The 16,773-nt window shown below is 40.1% G+C and carries 18 protein-coding genes; 3 read left to right on the plus strand and 15 right to left on the minus strand.

Going from position 1 to position 16,773, the window contains the following annotated elements; translation table 11 throughout:
- Window positions 1-102 precede the first annotated feature (102 nt).
- Window positions 103-1,074 carry an ROK family glucokinase gene (locus tag QUF78_RS18115; RefSeq protein ID WP_289327351.1) on the minus strand — a complete coding sequence of 324 codons (972 nt, stop codon included), beginning with the start codon at window positions 1,072-1,074 and terminating at the stop codon, window positions 103-105.
- 14 nt (window positions 1,075-1,088) lie between these two features.
- Window positions 1,089-1,298, minus strand: a complete 210-nt coding sequence (locus QUF78_RS18120) for a YqgQ family protein (protein WP_076365307.1) — start codon at window positions 1,296-1,298, stop codon at window positions 1,089-1,091.
- A gap of 238 nt (window positions 1,299-1,536) precedes the next feature.
- Here QUF78_RS18120 and QUF78_RS18125 point away from each other — a divergent pair, with 238 nt between their 5' ends.
- Window positions 1,537-2,394, plus strand: a complete 858-nt coding sequence (locus QUF78_RS18125; RefSeq protein WP_289325758.1) for a hypothetical protein — start codon at window positions 1,537-1,539, stop codon at window positions 2,392-2,394.
- Here QUF78_RS18125 and QUF78_RS18130 read toward each other — a convergent pair.
- The 5 genes from QUF78_RS18130 to QUF78_RS18150 form a co-directional block, all read right to left on the minus strand.
- Window positions 2,389-3,939: a rhomboid family intramembrane serine protease gene (locus QUF78_RS18130; RefSeq protein ID WP_289325759.1), complete on the minus strand. Its 1,551-nt coding sequence runs from the start codon at window positions 3,937-3,939 to the stop codon at window positions 2,389-2,391. The two genes, QUF78_RS18125 and QUF78_RS18130, sit on opposite strands and share 6 nt — an antisense overlap.
- Window positions 3,940-4,103: 164 nt before the next feature.
- Window positions 4,104-4,292, minus strand: a complete 189-nt coding sequence (locus QUF78_RS18135; RefSeq protein ID WP_289325760.1) for a hypothetical protein — start codon at window positions 4,290-4,292, stop codon at window positions 4,104-4,106.
- Window positions 4,293-4,368: 76 nt separating this feature from the next.
- A complete protein-coding gene (locus QUF78_RS18140) occupies window positions 4,369-4,941 on the minus strand; it encodes a 5-formyltetrahydrofolate cyclo-ligase (RefSeq protein ID WP_289325761.1) in 573 nt (190 codons plus the stop codon).
- A gap of 171 nt (window positions 4,942-5,112) precedes the next feature.
- Window positions 5,113-5,262, minus strand: a complete 150-nt coding sequence (rpmG, locus tag QUF78_RS18145) for a 50S ribosomal protein L33 (protein ID WP_028391797.1) — start codon at window positions 5,260-5,262, stop codon at window positions 5,113-5,115.
- A 118-nt stretch (window positions 5,263-5,380) separates the two neighbouring features.
- The gene (locus tag QUF78_RS18150) at window positions 5,381-5,986 is read right to left on the minus strand and encodes a hypothetical protein (RefSeq protein WP_289325762.1); all 606 of its coding nucleotides are present in this window, start codon (window positions 5,984-5,986) and stop codon (window positions 5,381-5,383) included.
- 425 nt (window positions 5,987-6,411) lie between these two features.
- On the opposite strand from QUF78_RS18150, the gene QUF78_RS18155 reads away from it, so the two are divergent.
- Together QUF78_RS18155 and QUF78_RS18160 are read left to right on the plus strand one after the other, a co-directional pair.
- A complete protein-coding gene (locus QUF78_RS18155; RefSeq protein ID WP_289325763.1) occupies window positions 6,412-6,792 on the plus strand; it encodes a hypothetical protein in 381 nt (126 codons plus the stop codon).
- Window positions 6,793-6,794: 2 nt separating this feature from the next.
- Window positions 6,795-7,247 (plus strand): hypothetical protein, encoded by a 453-nt coding sequence (locus QUF78_RS18160; RefSeq protein ID WP_289325764.1) that lies wholly within the window; start codon window positions 6,795-6,797, stop codon window positions 7,245-7,247.
- A gap of 76 nt (window positions 7,248-7,323) precedes the next feature.
- Here QUF78_RS18160 and phoU read toward each other — a convergent pair whose 3' ends face one another.
- From phoU to sodA, 8 genes are all read right to left on the minus strand, one after another.
- Window positions 7,324-7,977: a phosphate signaling complex protein PhoU gene (gene phoU, locus QUF78_RS18165; protein WP_289325765.1), complete on the minus strand. Its 654-nt coding sequence runs from the start codon at window positions 7,975-7,977 to the stop codon at window positions 7,324-7,326.
- A gap of 18 nt (window positions 7,978-7,995) precedes the next feature.
- Window positions 7,996-8,817 carry a phosphate ABC transporter ATP-binding protein PstB gene (gene pstB / locus QUF78_RS18170; protein WP_430103258.1) on the minus strand — a complete coding sequence of 274 codons (822 nt, stop codon included), beginning with the start codon at window positions 8,815-8,817 and terminating at the stop codon, window positions 7,996-7,998.
- A gap of 22 nt (window positions 8,818-8,839) precedes the next feature.
- Window positions 8,840-9,718 carry a phosphate ABC transporter permease PstA gene (gene pstA / locus QUF78_RS18175; protein ID WP_289325767.1) on the minus strand — a complete coding sequence of 293 codons (879 nt, stop codon included), beginning with the start codon at window positions 9,716-9,718 and terminating at the stop codon, window positions 8,840-8,842.
- A 3-nt stretch (window positions 9,719-9,721) separates the two neighbouring features.
- Window positions 9,722-10,660: a phosphate ABC transporter permease subunit PstC gene (gene pstC, locus QUF78_RS18180; RefSeq protein ID WP_377408237.1), complete on the minus strand. Its 939-nt coding sequence runs from the start codon at window positions 10,658-10,660 to the stop codon at window positions 9,722-9,724.
- An 88-nt stretch (window positions 10,661-10,748) separates the two neighbouring features.
- A complete protein-coding gene (locus QUF78_RS18185) occupies window positions 10,749-11,714 on the minus strand; it encodes a PstS family phosphate ABC transporter substrate-binding protein (RefSeq protein WP_098369797.1) in 966 nt (321 codons plus the stop codon).
- A 330-nt stretch (window positions 11,715-12,044) separates the two neighbouring features.
- Entirely contained in the window at window positions 12,045-14,213 is a 2,169-nt protein-coding gene (locus QUF78_RS18190) for a peptidoglycan D,D-transpeptidase FtsI family protein (protein ID WP_289325768.1), read from the minus strand.
- 188 nt (window positions 14,214-14,401) lie between these two features.
- Window positions 14,402-15,622: an MFS transporter gene (locus QUF78_RS18195; protein WP_289325769.1), complete on the minus strand. Its 1,221-nt coding sequence runs from the start codon at window positions 15,620-15,622 to the stop codon at window positions 14,402-14,404.
- Between the two features lie 406 nt (window positions 15,623-16,028).
- On the minus strand, window positions 16,029-16,637 hold the full coding sequence (gene sodA / locus QUF78_RS18200; protein ID WP_034308436.1) for a superoxide dismutase SodA: 609 nt from the start codon (window positions 16,635-16,637) through the stop codon (window positions 16,029-16,031).
- Between the last annotated feature and the right edge of the window lie 136 nt (window positions 16,638-16,773).

Below are 16,773 nucleotides of genomic sequence, written 5' to 3' on the forward strand. Positions count from 1 at the left end.
GTTCTCCCCGCTATGCAAAATGCATCCACCCCTTCAAATGGGGAACTTTTTGAAAATTCGATAATTTACACACCCCAGCTTGCCAAAGGGCACAAGAACGGATCAACCATTCAATTGGCTTTTAATGAGCCAGGCTGCACCAATTACCCCTGCATCATTGCCTAGTGTTGCCAGGCTGATTTTCGTTGATTTACTAACCCGTTTAAAGGCATACTTTCCAAAGGCAGATCGGACAGGATCGAGCAAAATGTCTCCCGCTTGTGAAACGCCCCCACCAATGACGATTTTATCCGGATTCATGACATTCCCAACATGTGATAGTGCTAGCCCCAAGTAATTGCCTACCTTATCCACCACTGCTTTGGACAAAGGATCGCCTGCTGCAGCGCATTGGAATAACAATTTGGAAGTAACCACATTTCCCTCGTCGACTTTCTGCTGAAGCATTGACTTTTCATCGGCAGTATTCAAGGCCTCTAAAGCCATACGAACGATTCCCGTAGCTGAAGCAACCGTTTCCAAACAACCTGTCTTGCCGCAATTGCATGGTGCCCCGCCGTCCGTTACGACCGTTATATGCCCCACTTCACCAGCAGCTCCACTAGTACCATGGACGATTTGCCCATTATGGATGATCCCTCCGCCTACACCCGTTCCCAGAGTTATACAAACGAGGTCTTTGGCACCATTACCGGCACCTTTCCACATTTCTCCCAAAGCTGCCATATTGGCATCATTATCGATCACCGCAGGGAGAGATGTCTCCACCTCCAATAAATCTTTTAATGGATAGTCTTTCCAACCTAGATTGACAGCTTCATATATGGAACCGTTAACAAATTTCACAGGGCCGGGGGCACCCATTCCTATCCCTACTATCTTACTCTTCGGTTCATTAAGTTCCACGAGCTTCGCATCAATCGCTTTGGCTATGTTAATCGTAATGAATTTGCCCTTTTCGGAGATATCCGTGCTGATTTCCCATTTATGAATAATCTCTCCGTATGAATTGATCAGAGCCAGTTTGGTAGTTGTACCGCCTAAATCTACACCCATCAGCCACTTTTCCATCATTCTCACCTTTTTTATCAATTTTTTTTCTGTTTTTCCCTTTCAAGAGACAATTGCTGCCTAATTAAAAGGATCGCCATTTGATAATCTTTCGTATCCATCATCTGCATACGGTGGATTTCCCTGATTTCAGCTTCCATCAGTTCAAGCTCGGCTAATCGATCACCAATGTAAATAAATGTGCCGAATCTTTTCAGGTATTGTTGAAGATCATAATATGTTTTCATAATAAGCCTCTTTACTCTTTTCTATAGGAAAGTATATCGAATCAGCCTCATTGTAACAAGCGTCGATTTCCACTTTTGATAATTTTCCCCATCCTCCACATACATGTCCAACTCTATTCATATGATGAAATATCAAGAATGTGAACGACTAATATGGACTCTTTCGATTTGATTTGAAAATTTGAAACTGCTTAATATTTTTTAAACCATTCATCATGCGTAAAAACGGAGGGGAAAAATGAAACTACAATTGAAGTATACCGTCTTTTTAGTCTTAACCACCATTTTTGTCATCCTTTATTTTTCAAATAATGAACAGACAGAGGAAACCATCATTTTTTTTCCCATCGATTCCTCGCTCCATTTTGAACATGCTTCCACCCACCTGACACCGAAGGGTACCGGGAATTCCACCTATACAATCACTTGGAAGGTGAGTTCTGCGTTGGACCAGCCTGCTTACTTACGTCAGGATGTATCGCTCTTATACAAAAATGGAAAATTGGCAGGAGCGTTAAAAAATTGGCGGCAAAATAAACAAGAACTCTCTCAAAAAGCGAAATCTAAAGAAACCGAGAGTGGGCGTTATGAAGCGGTAACTTTTCATTATGCCGAGGTTCATCCGAGCGACACAATTTTCACCAGTGCCCAGCAGCTGAGTAAAGAAAAACTTTATACAGTAACTACACCAACTTTTCAATACTTCCACCGTCCCCTTTCAGAGGAACAGATTCAGTGGAAAAAAACGCTGGACGGCTTTACCGATCAAACGGTTCGAAATGGTTTGGAGAAAGCCGGTCAAGCATTTCAAGTTAATCTGGATCAGTACAAAATCATCTCATTGACAGACCTGCCCTCAAAAAAAAACCAATGGCTTTCTGCCTTCCCCCAATTCAAACGGGAAGAAATTGTGGGAAAGCTGTGGGAAGGGCTTTATAAAAATTATGTGTTAGGAATAAAAAAGGAGGATGGATCCACTGTGAGTCCACAAGGCAGCACCATCCCCCAATTGCTCATGGCTAAGAATCAAAGTGAAATACTTGTCTTGTTTAGACTGAAAGACGGTACCCCAATCGTGCTACGTCAAAAGTTATAGCCGCTTTTCAATTTCTGGCAGCAGTTTAGTATATGACTTATTATCCGGGGCAAGCTCAATAGCCTTTTCAGCTTGCTCCTTAGCTTGATCGAATGATTCGAGATTCATGTAGACTAAGGCAAGATTGTAATGGGCTTCATGCAAATCCGGATTGCTTTCAACCGCCTTTTCATAATAATCCCTCGCTTTATATATATCCTTTTTCTCAAAAGATAAATTCCCTAGCATAAAAAGCGATAGTGGTGCATCAGGGTTTGCATCCACATATTTGAATAACATCTCTTCCGCTTTATCTTTTTCTTCATCATCAATATACTTTTGGGCAAGCATGGCCATGGTATTATCATCCATAGCTGCACTGTCCTGATGGTTGAAACCAAATTGAAGCAAGCCATAGGTCAGTATTGCCGTCCCTATCAGAAAAGCCAGCTGCCGAAAGATATTCTTGGATATTGGCAGATGGACCACTCCAGCAGCCAAGAACCCTCCGATCAAACCTCCGATATGCCCTGCATTGTCAATTCCCGAAACGGTGAAACCATATATTAAGTTAATGATGATCAACACGATCACCGATGAACCCATCGAGCGCATGAATAATTTCGGATAGACGATGCCAAAGTACAGAAGTGCCCCAAAACAGCCAAAAATGGCCCCGCTCGCCCCTGCCGAAAGATTCGGGGTCATGATGAAGCTGCCTAGAGTTCCAGCGAAACCAGCGAATATATAGATGAAAAGGAACCTGGCATTACCGTATATCCTTTCCACTTCAGCACCGATCAAATACAATGAAAATGTATTCATCAGTAAATGAATAAACCCAATATGGACAATCATTGGTGTAAAGAACCGCCACCATTCCCCTTGTATGATATAAGGAGAAAATTTAGCGCCAAACTCAATCAAGGTCTTGGAATTGGTGCTGCCTCCATTGAACTCCATCAAGATGAACACAGCTATTTGTATCGCCATGAATATATATGTAAAGAATGGCTTATTGGCATTTTGAAATACCTTCTGCTCAGCCTTAGCCTTTTTGACCGACTCCGAGATTGCGTCTTTCTTTACTGCGAGAATCTTTTCCTCATCTATTTCATCTTCTTCAAGAACTTGAATTGAAAGTGGTTTTTTCAATACATGCTCAAGGTTTTGTAACGAATCATTAAATGATTCACAAGTTAGAATAAACGTGTTAACATTCGTTTTTTTAAAGGAAGCCACCTGTAAACTAAAGTCATGATCATCGACCGGGGCAAATTTACTAACATAGATACTTAATATGTCTATGGGCTTTTTGTATAATTTCCTTCTGATCCTTTCCCCATTCTGCAATGTTCGGTCGATATCGCGCTTGAGCCAATTAGCCCAATCCAAATCATGTCGAATGAGTCTGATGACTGGAAACTCCTTATTCTTATCGCTCTCAAGCCAAATCTCCTGATGGTTTTCCGTGACAGTGATCATTCGATAATCATAATGGGCCGACAACTCCCTAATGGTTTCCCAAAACAAATAATCCTCTTTAAATCCCAATGCCTTCCCCACTTTCCAATGAATCTTAAGCTTCTAAAATTCCTGTTTCTATAATTAAAACTATAGACGAAATCATGAAAAAAGTAAAAAAGGAGACTGTTTTAACCCCTCTCTCCCTCTGGGTTATAAATAAAAAAGGAACCCCTGATCAGGTTCCTTTTAAGATGCCGGCATCATCATTTGGTCTGACTGAACATGCTTTGCATCATTTTATCCCTGAACATTGGCATATTCAAGGATTTGGTCACTAGAAATCTTCTTAGTATACCGCTAGACAGCACAACATTTATCAAGCGGTACCGATTTTGATAACCTGCATAAACCACTAAACCAACCAAGAAGATTTGAATAATTAATCGAAGCATAACGATCCCTCCTATCATTAGTGTGATACAGGACAGGATTTTTATGAGCAAAAAAGTGATAATTAATAAACTTCTTCTAGTGGGCGTACGTGCGTAAAACCCTGGATGGGGTGATGAGTTTGCTGACAGCTATATCATGAACCTCTATCGGGAGATCATCCATTAATTGAAGCTCGTATGTAAGGGCCAATGTAGCTCCTCGGTAATGAGAGAGGAAACGGTCATAATAGCCGCCCCCAAAGCCCAGGCGATACCCTTCTTTGGTAAAAGCAAGACCGGGGACGATCATTACATCCAATTCCTCTTTGCGGGCCTTGGCAGTTTCTTCCACTGGTTCAAGCAATCCATAATAAACAGACTCCAGCTGATTGAAGGACGAAATCTTTTTGAATTCCATTGTCTTTTTTTCAGGATCACATTTCGGTACTGCCACTTCTTTTCCTTCACTCCATGCTTGTTCGATGATCCGTACTGTTGGAACTTCAGGCGGAATGGAGATGGTGATCCCAATGGTTTTAGCTTTTTTCCATTCCTCCAGTGAAAATAAGTTTTCAGCGATGCTGTTCGAAAGTTCTTTATGTTCCTCTTTGGTCAGCTCCATTAAACGGGACCTAACTTCTTGGCGGAGCTTATTTTTGTTTTCTCTCATCATTTCCGACTCCTTTAGTCTAATTCTATTATTATCTCATAATATTTGTTCATTTACGAAAATACGAAATGGGAAATTGCCGAGTGCATTCTGAAAATATTCACTAAAGGAAAGATAGGGAGAAGACATTAAAAAAATGCAAAAAAAAAACAACAGGAAAAATCCTGTTGCTTACTTTGTTTCACGGTGAGTCGTGCTGCGTTTTTCTCTTGAGCAGTATTTTTTAAGCTCAAGACGGTCTGGATTGTTACGTTTATTTTTTTTAGAAATATAGTTACGGTCTCCACATTCAGTGCAAGCTAATGTAATATTCACGCGCATTGTGTATTTCCCTCCAAACATATTGACTTTTTCACATAGGACTTTTCTATAATAGCATTATTCAATGTGAATTGCTAGTATGTTTTTTGGGAAATCCAACATTAACTTTTTTTAATTTTTAATTGGTTACGTTTTGCATCGTCAGGAGGAGCTGATTATTCATGATTTTCGCTTCTTCTTTCGTTTCAGCATGAATGACCCAAGCCACAGCTTCCACACATTCCTTCGGTAAGATTTCAGTCTCTAGTGTGAAAACGCTGGTTACCTCCCCTTTGGCGAGCGGTGAATAAGCCAGGAGCCCTTCTTTCAATGATTTGAAGCATCCCTCTTGATAAAGGCTTCCCTTACCTTGGATGCAATATTGAGAGATGCTTTTCCCTTTCACCAATCCACCCAATAAGGCTATCGATTGAGGGGCTACATGTAAAATCGCCCGTTCATTCGGGCTATAAAAAGCCACCGCCTGTCTTTCGAAAGCGTTTTCATAGTGAAAAAACACTTTTGGGCGCTTAGTTTCAAATGAGGTATTCCTAATCGTGAACTTCGAAAAGGTCACCTGCCCTTGGGTATAAGTTTGAGAAAGTGTCCGGATCTCCCCATTAGGATGACTCATCATATCTTCCTCAGGATACCAATCAAAACTCTCATCCATCCATAACCCAGCCTTTAACCCCTTACGATACATATCCTGGTTATCCTGCGGCATATACGCGATCGAATTCATATAATCATCCCTTCCCCTTCTTTATCCTTATATAACTTATCGTTAGGCGCTGACAGTGAAACTATCCACTTTAGAATCTGCACACCATTTCCTTATAGGTTTATTAATTTTAACTATTCAAAATATTTCGTTTTTTCGATTTATTCTATCTTTATGTTAGCACTGAATTGGCTGATGGACAATAAACACATTTTGTCGAATTTTATGTATGTTATATCTAAAGGGTTTTTTTCCCCTTTTTAGTGCCTGAATTTTTTTCTTCAACGATAGTCATGAGGCATTTCGACAATAATTTGAAATAAAACAGACAATAATTGAAGGTAACTGCCACTTCCGAAGATATAAAAATATGAAAATCTCCAATTTATTATAAAATATGTGTAAAATATAAGTATATGTCGAAATTTAGCTTCTGAGGTGAAATCATGGAAACACTTATCATCCTTCTTTTTTCATTAGCGATTGTCCTTCTTATCATTTCCTTTTTCAGTAAAGATAAGGTTGCCAAATTAGAAGAAGATTTAGAACAGATAACCATTACGTATATGCAGGATATCTACCAATTAAAGAAGAAGGTGAAGATTCTTGAAGAGGAATTCGTTATCCAGGATGACCCTGTTCCTCCCGTTAAGACTAAATCACTTGTCACTTCCAATGAAGTTGAACCTATTCATGAAATTCTAAAAAGTCAGGTTCTATCCTTATATAGTCAAGGTCTTTCTTTGGACCAGATCGCTAGCCAATCCTCGTTAACGAAGGAACAAACCATTTCAGTGATCGAGCAACAAAGATTGCAGGGTGAATGAAGATGAACAAAGCAAGACTGCAAGGTCTTTCCGCCGGTATCATCTTTACAACAACAATCTTTGCCGGTTTTAATTATGGCACCGGATTAATCGAAGGTACCACTCCGACTGCAGAGGAAGCTAAGGAATTGCTCGTGAAGCAGGGATTCGTCGTTTCCCTTCCTATGGAGGAAACAAAAAAGACCGTCCAACCAAAGGATGCAGATAAAGATTTATTGGAGAATGAAGCATCAAAAAAAGATCAATCCATCGTCTCCTATACGATTAAAGTGAAAACGAATATGACCACAACTGAAATTGCCGATAGGCTCTCCAAGGAAAAAATCATCGATGATGCTGCTGGATTTGAAGCTTATATAAATGAACATGATTTCTCAAAAAAAGTTCAAATCGGCGAGTTTGTCGTTACGAATAATATGACATATAGACAATTGGCCAACACTTTGACCCATTAATGAATAAGAGAGACTTTTTAATTGGACTTTGTCCGAAAAAAAAGCCTCTCTTTTTTTCAAATAAGAATGAATTCATTCATTCATTCCTGCTGATATATCTCCCTCTTACCAGGAAGTAAATATTCTCTGCGATATTCGTTGTATGATCTGCCGTTCTTTCTAAATATCTGGCAATTAAGGAAAGCTGTGTGACCTGCTGTAGGTTTTTCTCATCTGAAAGGCGAAGGAGACTTCGAATCATCTCTCCATAAAAGCGATCAACCTCATCATCCATTTCAATGATTTCTCTTGAAAGAACAACATCTTCATTCTCAAATGCTTCTATTGAAAGTTGAATCATCTTTAAAGTAATATCGTGCATCTGCTTTAATGGTGTTAAAGGCAGAATAAATGGCTGGTCACCGATTCGGATGGCTGATTTAGCGATATTCACACCAAAGTCCGCCATCCTTTCAATATCCGAGGCGATTTTTATGGCAGCAATGATACGCCTTAAATCAATCGCAACCGGCTGCTGCTTAGCAATCAGTAAAATCGCAAAGTCATTAATTTCCTCTTCCAGTAAATCAGCTATTGTATCATCATCAATAACTTCAAGAGCCTCTTCAACATTCTTGTTTTCCAGTGCGGCATATGATTTTGATATCGCACCTGAAGCTAAATTAGCCAACTTCACTATTTTCTCTTGCAATTCTTTTAATTGAAGCTCAAAATTTTCACGAACAACCATTATCGCATCTCCTTTTCATTAGCCAAAACGTCCGGTAATATAATCTTCTGTTCTCTTATCATTCGGGTTCGAAAAGATGGTGTTGGTGTCGGAATACTCGATGACTTCCCCATTTAAGAAGAAGGCCGTTTTATCAGAGATACGAGCCGCCTGCTGCATGTTATGGGTAACGATGATGATGCTGAAATCCTTTTTCAGTTCTTGGACCAATTCTTCTATTTTCAAAGTGGAAATAGGATCAAGAGCAGAAGTCGGTTCATCCATTAAAATGACATCTGGTTCAATCGCCAGACAGCGAGCGATACAAAGGCGCTGTTGTTGTCCACCAGAAAGGCCATACGCATTTTCATGCAGACGGTCTTTCACTTCATCCCAAATGGCTGCCCCTTTTAAACTCTTTTCCACGATTTGGTCCAGAATTTTTTTATTTTTGATACCGTGGATTTTTGGTCCGTATATGACATTTTCATAAATTGATTTAGGGAAGGGATTAGGCTTTTGGAAAACCATACCAACCTGTGTCCTTAAATCTTCTACCTTGTAAGACTGATCTAGAATATTGCGGTTCCTATATTTAATCTGGCCTGTCGTTTTAACATTCGGGACTAGTTCGATCATTCGGTTCAATGTTTTGATGTAGGTAGATTTCCCACATCCTGATGGCCCGATAATGGCTGTCACTTCATTTTGATACATATCTAGGTTAATATTTTTTAAAGCATGGTTTTCGCCGTACCATAAATTGAGATCTGACGTTTCATACACCGTTTCCTTTAAGAAAACAGAATCTGCATTTTCTATTCCAACTGTTGGAGCCTTTTTGGGTCCCTCTAATGTCATATTCATTCTTTCCTTCCTCCAATCAGTATCTTTTCTGGAATTTGTTACGGATTATGACAGCTATCGAATTCATTAAAATTAACAGAGCAAGTAAAACGATAATACCCGCAGCCGCAACCTGCTGAAATTCCTCCTGTGGCCGGGATGTCCAGTTATAGATTTGCATCGGTAGCACCGTAAATGTATCCATGACCGATTGCGGTAAAAATGCGATGAACAACGGGATACCAACTACCACTAATGGTGCCGTTTCTCCAATCGCCCGGGATAAAGCGAGTATTCCACCTGTCAAAATACCAGGTATCGCAGCTGGAAGAACCACTTTCAAAATCGTCTGCCATTTTGTTGCACCCATTCCATAAGAAGCTTCCCTTATATCACGCGGTACAGAACGTATGGCTTCCTGAGCTGCAACAATGATGACTGGCAAGACGAGTAGACTCATCGTCAAACCTGCTGCCAACACGGAGCGATCCAAGGCTAGAGCCCTAACGAAAACCGTCAAACCGAGTAATCCAAATACAATTGACGGAACACCTGCCAGATTGGAAATATTCAACTTTATAAAAGTGGTGATCCAATTCTTTCTTGCATATTCCTCTAAATAGATCGCCGTTCCCACACCGAGAAAAAGGGAAATTGGAGTAACGACGGCCATTAACCATATAGAACCGATAAGAGCTGCCTTTACACCAGCCTCTTCCGGTCTTCTTGAAGCGAAATTCTGGAAGAAATCCAAATTCAAATGACCAATTCCTTGAGTCAATATCCGATAAAATAAGATGGCCAATACCAGAAGGCCAAATAAGGTTGCTAAGAAGAATAATCCTTTACATATCGAGTTAACCGCCAGCCGAGTGGGCATTTTCTTTACAACATGATCTTTGTTTATCAGTTTCATGTTTTAATATTCCTCCCTGAACTTGCGGGAGATGAACTGCGCCAATAAATTCATAATAAGCGTAAAGACGAACAGTGTCATTCCAACCGCATATATGCTGTAGTAAATCGTTGTCCCATACCCTGCGTCTCCAGTACTCACCTGTACGATATAGGCAGTCATCGTTTGAATAGAACTTGTGACGTCCATACTCATACTTGGAGTCGATCCACCTGCGACACTTACGATCATGGTCTCTCCAATCGCTCTGGATAAAGCCAGGACAATTGAAGCAACGATTCCGGACATGGCCGCTGGCAATACCACTTTAATCGTCGTTTCCAGTTTCGTAGCACCTAGAGCATACGCACCTTCACGAATCGATTTCGGTACTGAGACAAGTGCATCTTCCGATAAAGAGGCAATCATTGGCATGATCATGATTCCTACCACAATCCCAGGACTTAAGGCATTGAACATGTCAAGGGAAGGAAAAATATCCCGCAATACTGGCGTTACAAAGGTTAAGGCAAAGAAGCCGTAAACGATAGTAGGGATTCCAGCTAAAACTTCTAAAATCGGCTTAATGATTCTCCGTGTTTTCTCCGATGCATATTCACTCAAGAAAATGGCTGTTGCAAGACCTACCGGAACTGCAACTAACGCCGCTATTACCGTTACCTTCAACGTTCCAACAACAAGTGGCATAACCCCATAGGAAGGCGTGGATGCAAAGGGTAACCATTTTTGTCCTGTTAAAAACTCCACGATGGACACTTTGTCAAAAAATATAAAAGTTTCAAAAATCAACGTAAGGATTATTCCAATGGTTATAAATACAGAAATCACAGCTGTAAGGAATAACAGCTTAGGAATGATTTTCTCTATATTCCATCTTTTTTTGCTTTTCTTTTCTAATATCAATCGCTGTACAGAATAGGTATCTGTTTGTTTCGGTTCCAACATGTATCCTCCATTTCAGACACGCAATATTAAGGGGCTACCCAATCCCCCTATTTATACTAAGAGATTGGGCAGCCTGTTAAACAGATTATTTTTTTAGTTCGTTCAATTTTTCAAGATCCTTCTTGTACTCTTCTTCCGGTAAGCTAACGTAGCCTACTTCTTCAGAAAGCTCTCCAGCATTTTCAATGACGAATTGAGTATAATCAGCCACTTGTTCCTTTTCAGCTACACTTTTATTGGATACATATGTGTACAGAGGACGAGACAGTGGTGCATACTCCCCGCTTTTAATCGTTTCATGGGTAGGCTCAACAGCACCCTTACCATTATCGATGGATACAACTTTTAATTTATCCTTATTTTCTGCATAGTAAGCAAATCCGAAGAAACCAATCGCATTTTTGTCACCTTCGACCCCTTGTACAAGAACGTTATCATCTTCAGAAAGAGTCGCATTTTCGACCATTGGTTTTTCCTCTAAAATAACTTCGTTGAAATAATCGTATGTGCCAGAATCAGTTCCCGGAGAGTAAAATTTAATTTCTTCCTTCGGCCATTCCGGACGTATATCAGACCATTTCTTCACTGATCCATTGTCAACCCAAAGCTTTTTTAGTTCGTCAACTGTCATTTTATCAATGAACTCATTATCTTTATTGACAACGATAGAAATACCATCAAACGCAAGCTTCATTTCTGTATACTTAACTCCCTTTTCATCAAGTAACGCACTTTCTTCGTCTTTGACTGGTCGGGACGCATTACTTAGATCCGTTTCACCAGCGATGAATTTTTTAAATCCGCCACCTGTTCCCGATGATCCTACAGATACTTTAACATCAGGTTGTTCCGCCATATATTCTTCAGCAACTGCTTCCATGATTGGAAATACAGTCGATGAACCATCCATAATCACTTCGCCCTTGAGTTGATCTGAAGCCGTTTCATTTCCTTTACCGCTATTTGTAGTATCATTAGATCCACATCCAGCTGCCACTGCGATTACTCCACCCATTACTGCAGTCATTGCCATAAATTTGAAACGTCTCATTTGTATATCCCCCTAAGAATTTTATATGAATATTTTGTCCTACTCTCACATCATACGTTTAGACTGTAAATCCCGTTTAAAGCAATTGTAAATGTTCAGTAAATAATTGTGTTTATATTGTAAAGGTAGTCAAAGTCTTTTAATCACTCTCTTATTTTGTGCCCAAGGGGTATTTACATGTGCGGGAAATTACTCCAACTGAAGTGATTATAAATCTCTTTCATAAGGGGAAAGTGCAAAGCTCGAGGCATTCTGATAGCATCACTGAGCAATTTTATTTTATGACAAAAAAACACGTTTTCGGTTTACCCAAAAACGTGTTTTAACCTTTTATTCATTTTCCTGGCTTTTTCTAACTTCAGCCTGGTCCTTTTGGACGTCTTTACCATTCTCCACTTTCAAATCAGTCGAGGTTTCAGTATTTTCCTTCTTTGCCCGTTCTTTCTTCAGATCGAAATAAGTATCCATAATCTCTTCGCCAATTTTTTTACTCATATCATGACCCGAATGGCCCTGGTACGCCCACGGTACAACAACAGCAAAAGCAACTTCCGGATTTTTAGCAGGGGCATAGCCGACCAACGTGATATTCATCGTATCTTGAGGTTCGCTATAATCCGCTCGGTTCGGACCATCATAGAACGCTTGCGCCGTTCCGGTTTTAGCCGCTACCGTATATGGTTTCTTACCAAAATACTTATATGCTGTTCCGCCTTGTTCCATGGAAACTTTCTCGAAACCGCTCTGCACACGTTCTATCCATTCTTCCTTCATCTCAAGACGATTAAGGACAGTTGGTGAAACGTCTTCCGCAATAGGACCCAATTCCTCATTATTATCTACCGGATCGCGGATTTCCTTAACCATATGCGGCTTCATGCGGTTACCGCCATTCGCAATGGCTGAAACATACTGCACAAGCTGAATCGGTGTGTACGTATCGTACTGTCCGATTGCGAGGTCAAGCAGTTTACCTGGTGACGTTTCCGAACCTTTGAATCCACTCATTTCATTCGGGAGGTCGATCCCCGTTCGGACACCCAAGCCAAACTGGGCAAATGAATTACGCATGGTTGAAAAGGCACTTGAACTTATATTCAAAGGTTCATTCGGCACATAATGCGCACCTGCAATATTAATTGCCGTTCTGAACATATAAACGTTCGAGGATACTTTTAACGCAGTCAAATCATTAATGTTCCCAAAGTTACTATATGAGCCTTTTTCCTTTGTACCCTTAATCTTCAGCTTCGTATCATAAAAGTATGTACCTGGCTGAATGGCTCCTTGCTGATAACCGGTCAAAACAGTTGCGCCTTTTACTGAGGAGCCCATTGTATAGGAAGTCGTAATATTCCCTAATGCAAAGTCCTCTATGGAAGATTTCCCTGTTTTTGAATCCTTCTCATATTTCTTACCCGCCATCGTTAAAATTTCCCCTGTATCGGGATCCATCATGACGACAAAGGCCCTGTCCAAGAATTTGGTGTTACCCATTTTTTTCTTGGCAATCAATTCCTTTTCAATGATTTCCTCTGTTGCAAGCTGTAAATCCATATCAACTGTCAATATAAGATCTTTTCCTCGCGAACCTTCAGTAATCACTTCGGAATCGACAACATTTCCTGATTTATCGGTCACATTCCTTACTTTCGCTTTCTGCCCTTGGAGGATATCCTCATATTGCGCCTCAATATAACTCTTACCTACACGGTCATTCCGGCTGTAATCACGTGCAAGGTAGTAGTTCAGGCTTTCACTAGGCAAACCCTCTTCAGATGAAGAAACTTTACCTAATACAGATTTAAGCGTTTTATTATACGTATAAAAACGATCCCAATCTGTTGATATATCGACCCCTGGGAGCGAATCAAGGTTTTCACTCACCTTAGCGAATTCTTCTTTCGTTACTTTCTTGTTTTTCACAATTTGCGGGGTAAGGGCATATCCGCTAGCAAATTCCCTATAGATGGCAAGGACTTCCAGCTCATCTTTCGAAAGCTCTATTTCATCTGAAGTAATCCGATCAAGCTGAAGCTTATACAAATCACTTTCTTCCAGCTCTCCCTCTTCCACCTTTTTCCTCTCTTTATCCGTAACATTCTTCTCGGCCAACTTTGGATTATTTAAAATCCAAAAATCCTTTTTATCGCGCTCAGTCACTTTTTTTGTGTCTTTTTCGATCAGCTTCGCGAGTTTTTCAGCCGTTTCCACCATTTCTGTTTGTTTCGTACCTTGCTTTCGTGTATATGTAATTGCATCCAGTGGTTGGTTATCGACCATCAATTTTAAATTCCGGTCATACATTTTCCCACGGGGCACCGAATTATTCACGGTCACTTCCTCTGTTCTTTCAATCTCACGCCGGTAATCATCACCATAAACAATCTGTACAACACCCAAGCGTAAAATTAAAGCGGAAAACAAAACAAACACTAAAAAGAAAAGAATATTCAATCTGAAAGGCACATGCGTCTTTTTCTTTTTCTTTTTATTCACACTAAGCCACACATCCTTTTTACATAGTCATAATAGTCCTATACTATTCTATAGAACATTTATATTTTTTTCTACCTTAGTGTTCTAGAAATATTAAACATCTAACGAACTTTACATAAAAAGTGACTTACGGCTCATATTTCCTAAAACCGTAAGTCATGGATATTGAAAAGAGGCCACTAAGGCCTCTAATCTTGGTCAATGATATCGATTTTCCGTACAAACCAATATATCACGGTATGCCCTGCCCCGACGATTAAAAGATAAACCGGCAGTACTTGCTTTAGGTCGAAAAACATGACGGAAAGAATGAATCCCGATATGGATACAATCCTTCCAATATGAACGAACAGTTCCCTGACAACGATATATTCAATCCTCATTTCCGCTGCTTTCCAAGCGCGGCCTATAATGTCATAAGTCAATGAAATATAAGGAACCAAAAGAATAGGATAAGCGGTAGCAACAATCGCCCCATAAATGAGAAGCTTTCCGAATGTGATATCAAATGCAATCAATAAGACCCCTGCATACAACAGGATTCCCCCAATAAGAATCGCTTTTTTCCGCATCGGCTGTTTTATATATCGCGAAGCAAAAAAATACGCAACGAATGAAATGGCTGAATTTAACAGACCATAGCTACCTAAGGCCAGTTCACTCTCCGTCTGAATGAAAACTGTAATCGAAATGATGAACATGAATGTGCCCTCTCGTATCCCTTGAAAAAAGTGAGCACGGGTAATCAAGAGCCAATTTCGATTATTTTTACGTTCTTGCAATATCCGAAGGAAAAAGTATTTCCCATGAGCCGGACGCCTTTTTAACGAAAAGCTAAGAAACACCGCAACGGAAAACAATAGCAAAGACAATCCGAATACAATGGAATATCCCGTGAATTTTTCAAGCCTCGAAATGATGAACCCTGAAAGAATCGGACCAACCATTCCCCCGAGGGATGATAAAATCCCTAAAAAACCATTGAAGAAATCTCTTGTTTCCGGTTCAGTGATCTCAAAAGTCAATACATTATAGGCAAGCCAATAAAACCCATAACCAATACCTAACAGTGCACCAAGCAGCCATAGGAAATCCGTTGCATGTGTGCCGACCAAAAGGACAGATAAATAAAATAGGGCCAAAAAGATAACGCCTAGACGCAAAACAATGATTCGATCCACTTTTTTCGCCAGCCTGCCAGCAAAGATAAAAGTTAGTGGTTGAAAAAGCACCACGGTTAGATTATATACGGCAATATCAATAATTTGACCGGATTGTTTCCACAAGTACACATTAACGAATGTATTGGATAAAGCAATACTTAGGCTGTACAGACCGCCAATAAACAAAAGGAGATGCAGATCCTTCTTCCCTCCCGCTTCACCCAACCATCTCTCTAAAATACCCATTGTTTTAACTCTCCTTTAAATTCCACTCTAGTGTTTGAAAAAACAAAAGAATTTATGTAAAAAAAGGTAAAGAAAACTCTTCGATTGGCGAAGACAGAGAAGTAGTTGCACTTATACTGTTTTCCTCTCTCTTGAAATTAGGAATTAAGAACAGTATAAAGAAAACTCTTCGATTGGCGAGACAGGATGGCGAAGACAGAGAAGTAGTTGCACTTATACTGTTTTCCTCTCTCTTGAAATCAGGGATCAAGAACAGTATAAAGAAAACTCTTCGATTGGCGAGACAAGGATGGCGAAGACAGAGAAGTAGTTGCACTTATACTGTTGTAGTCCCCTCATTATAAGAAACAAAAAAAAGACAGGATTCCCTGGAAAGGGGGTTCCTGTCTTTTTAATTAATTACAAATTATTTTGCAGCGCTGTAACGTTTTGCAACTTCATCCCAGTTTACAACATTCCAGAAAGAATTGATGTATTCAGGACGACGGTTTTGATAGTTTAGGTAGTAAGCATGTTCCCAAACGTCCAATCCAAGAAGAGGAGTTTTACCTTCTGATAAAGGATTGTCCTGGTTCGGTGTGCTTGTTACTTCCAACTCGCCATTGTTGACAGCAAGCCAAGCCCAGCCAGATCCAAAACGAGTTGTAGCTGCTTTAGCGAACTCTTCTTTAAAGCTGTCAAAGCTTCCGAATTTTGAAGTGATAGCATCCGCTAATTCACCAGTTGGTTGTCCGCCGCCGTTAGGTGAAAGGATTTCCCAGAATAAAGTGTGGTTAGCATGTCCGCCACCATTGTTGCGTACAGCTGTACGAACAGCTTCAGGCACTGCGTCAAGGTTAGCGACAATTTCTTCAACGCTTTTGCTTAGAAGTTCTTGGTTGCCTTCTAGAGCATTGTTCAGGTTTGTCACATATGTGTTGTGATGTTTAGTGTGGTGAATGTTCATTGTTTCTTTGTCGATGTGTGGTTCCAATGCATCGTATGCATACGGTAATTGTGGAAGTTCAAAAGCCATAATAAAATTCCTCCCTATGTAAGCTGTTTTTTTTTGAGGGCTTCAGTTCTCGAAAGATACCTGAAGCTCGCTAGCAATAGAGTATCAAATTTTTGTAACCGTTTCAAACCTTATGCCTCAATTTTTCATTTTTCGA

It is taken from the genome of Peribacillus sp. ACCC06369 (assembly GCF_030348945.1).
In the GTDB taxonomy this organism is placed as follows: domain Bacteria; phylum Bacillota; class Bacilli; order Bacillales; family DSM-1321; genus Peribacillus.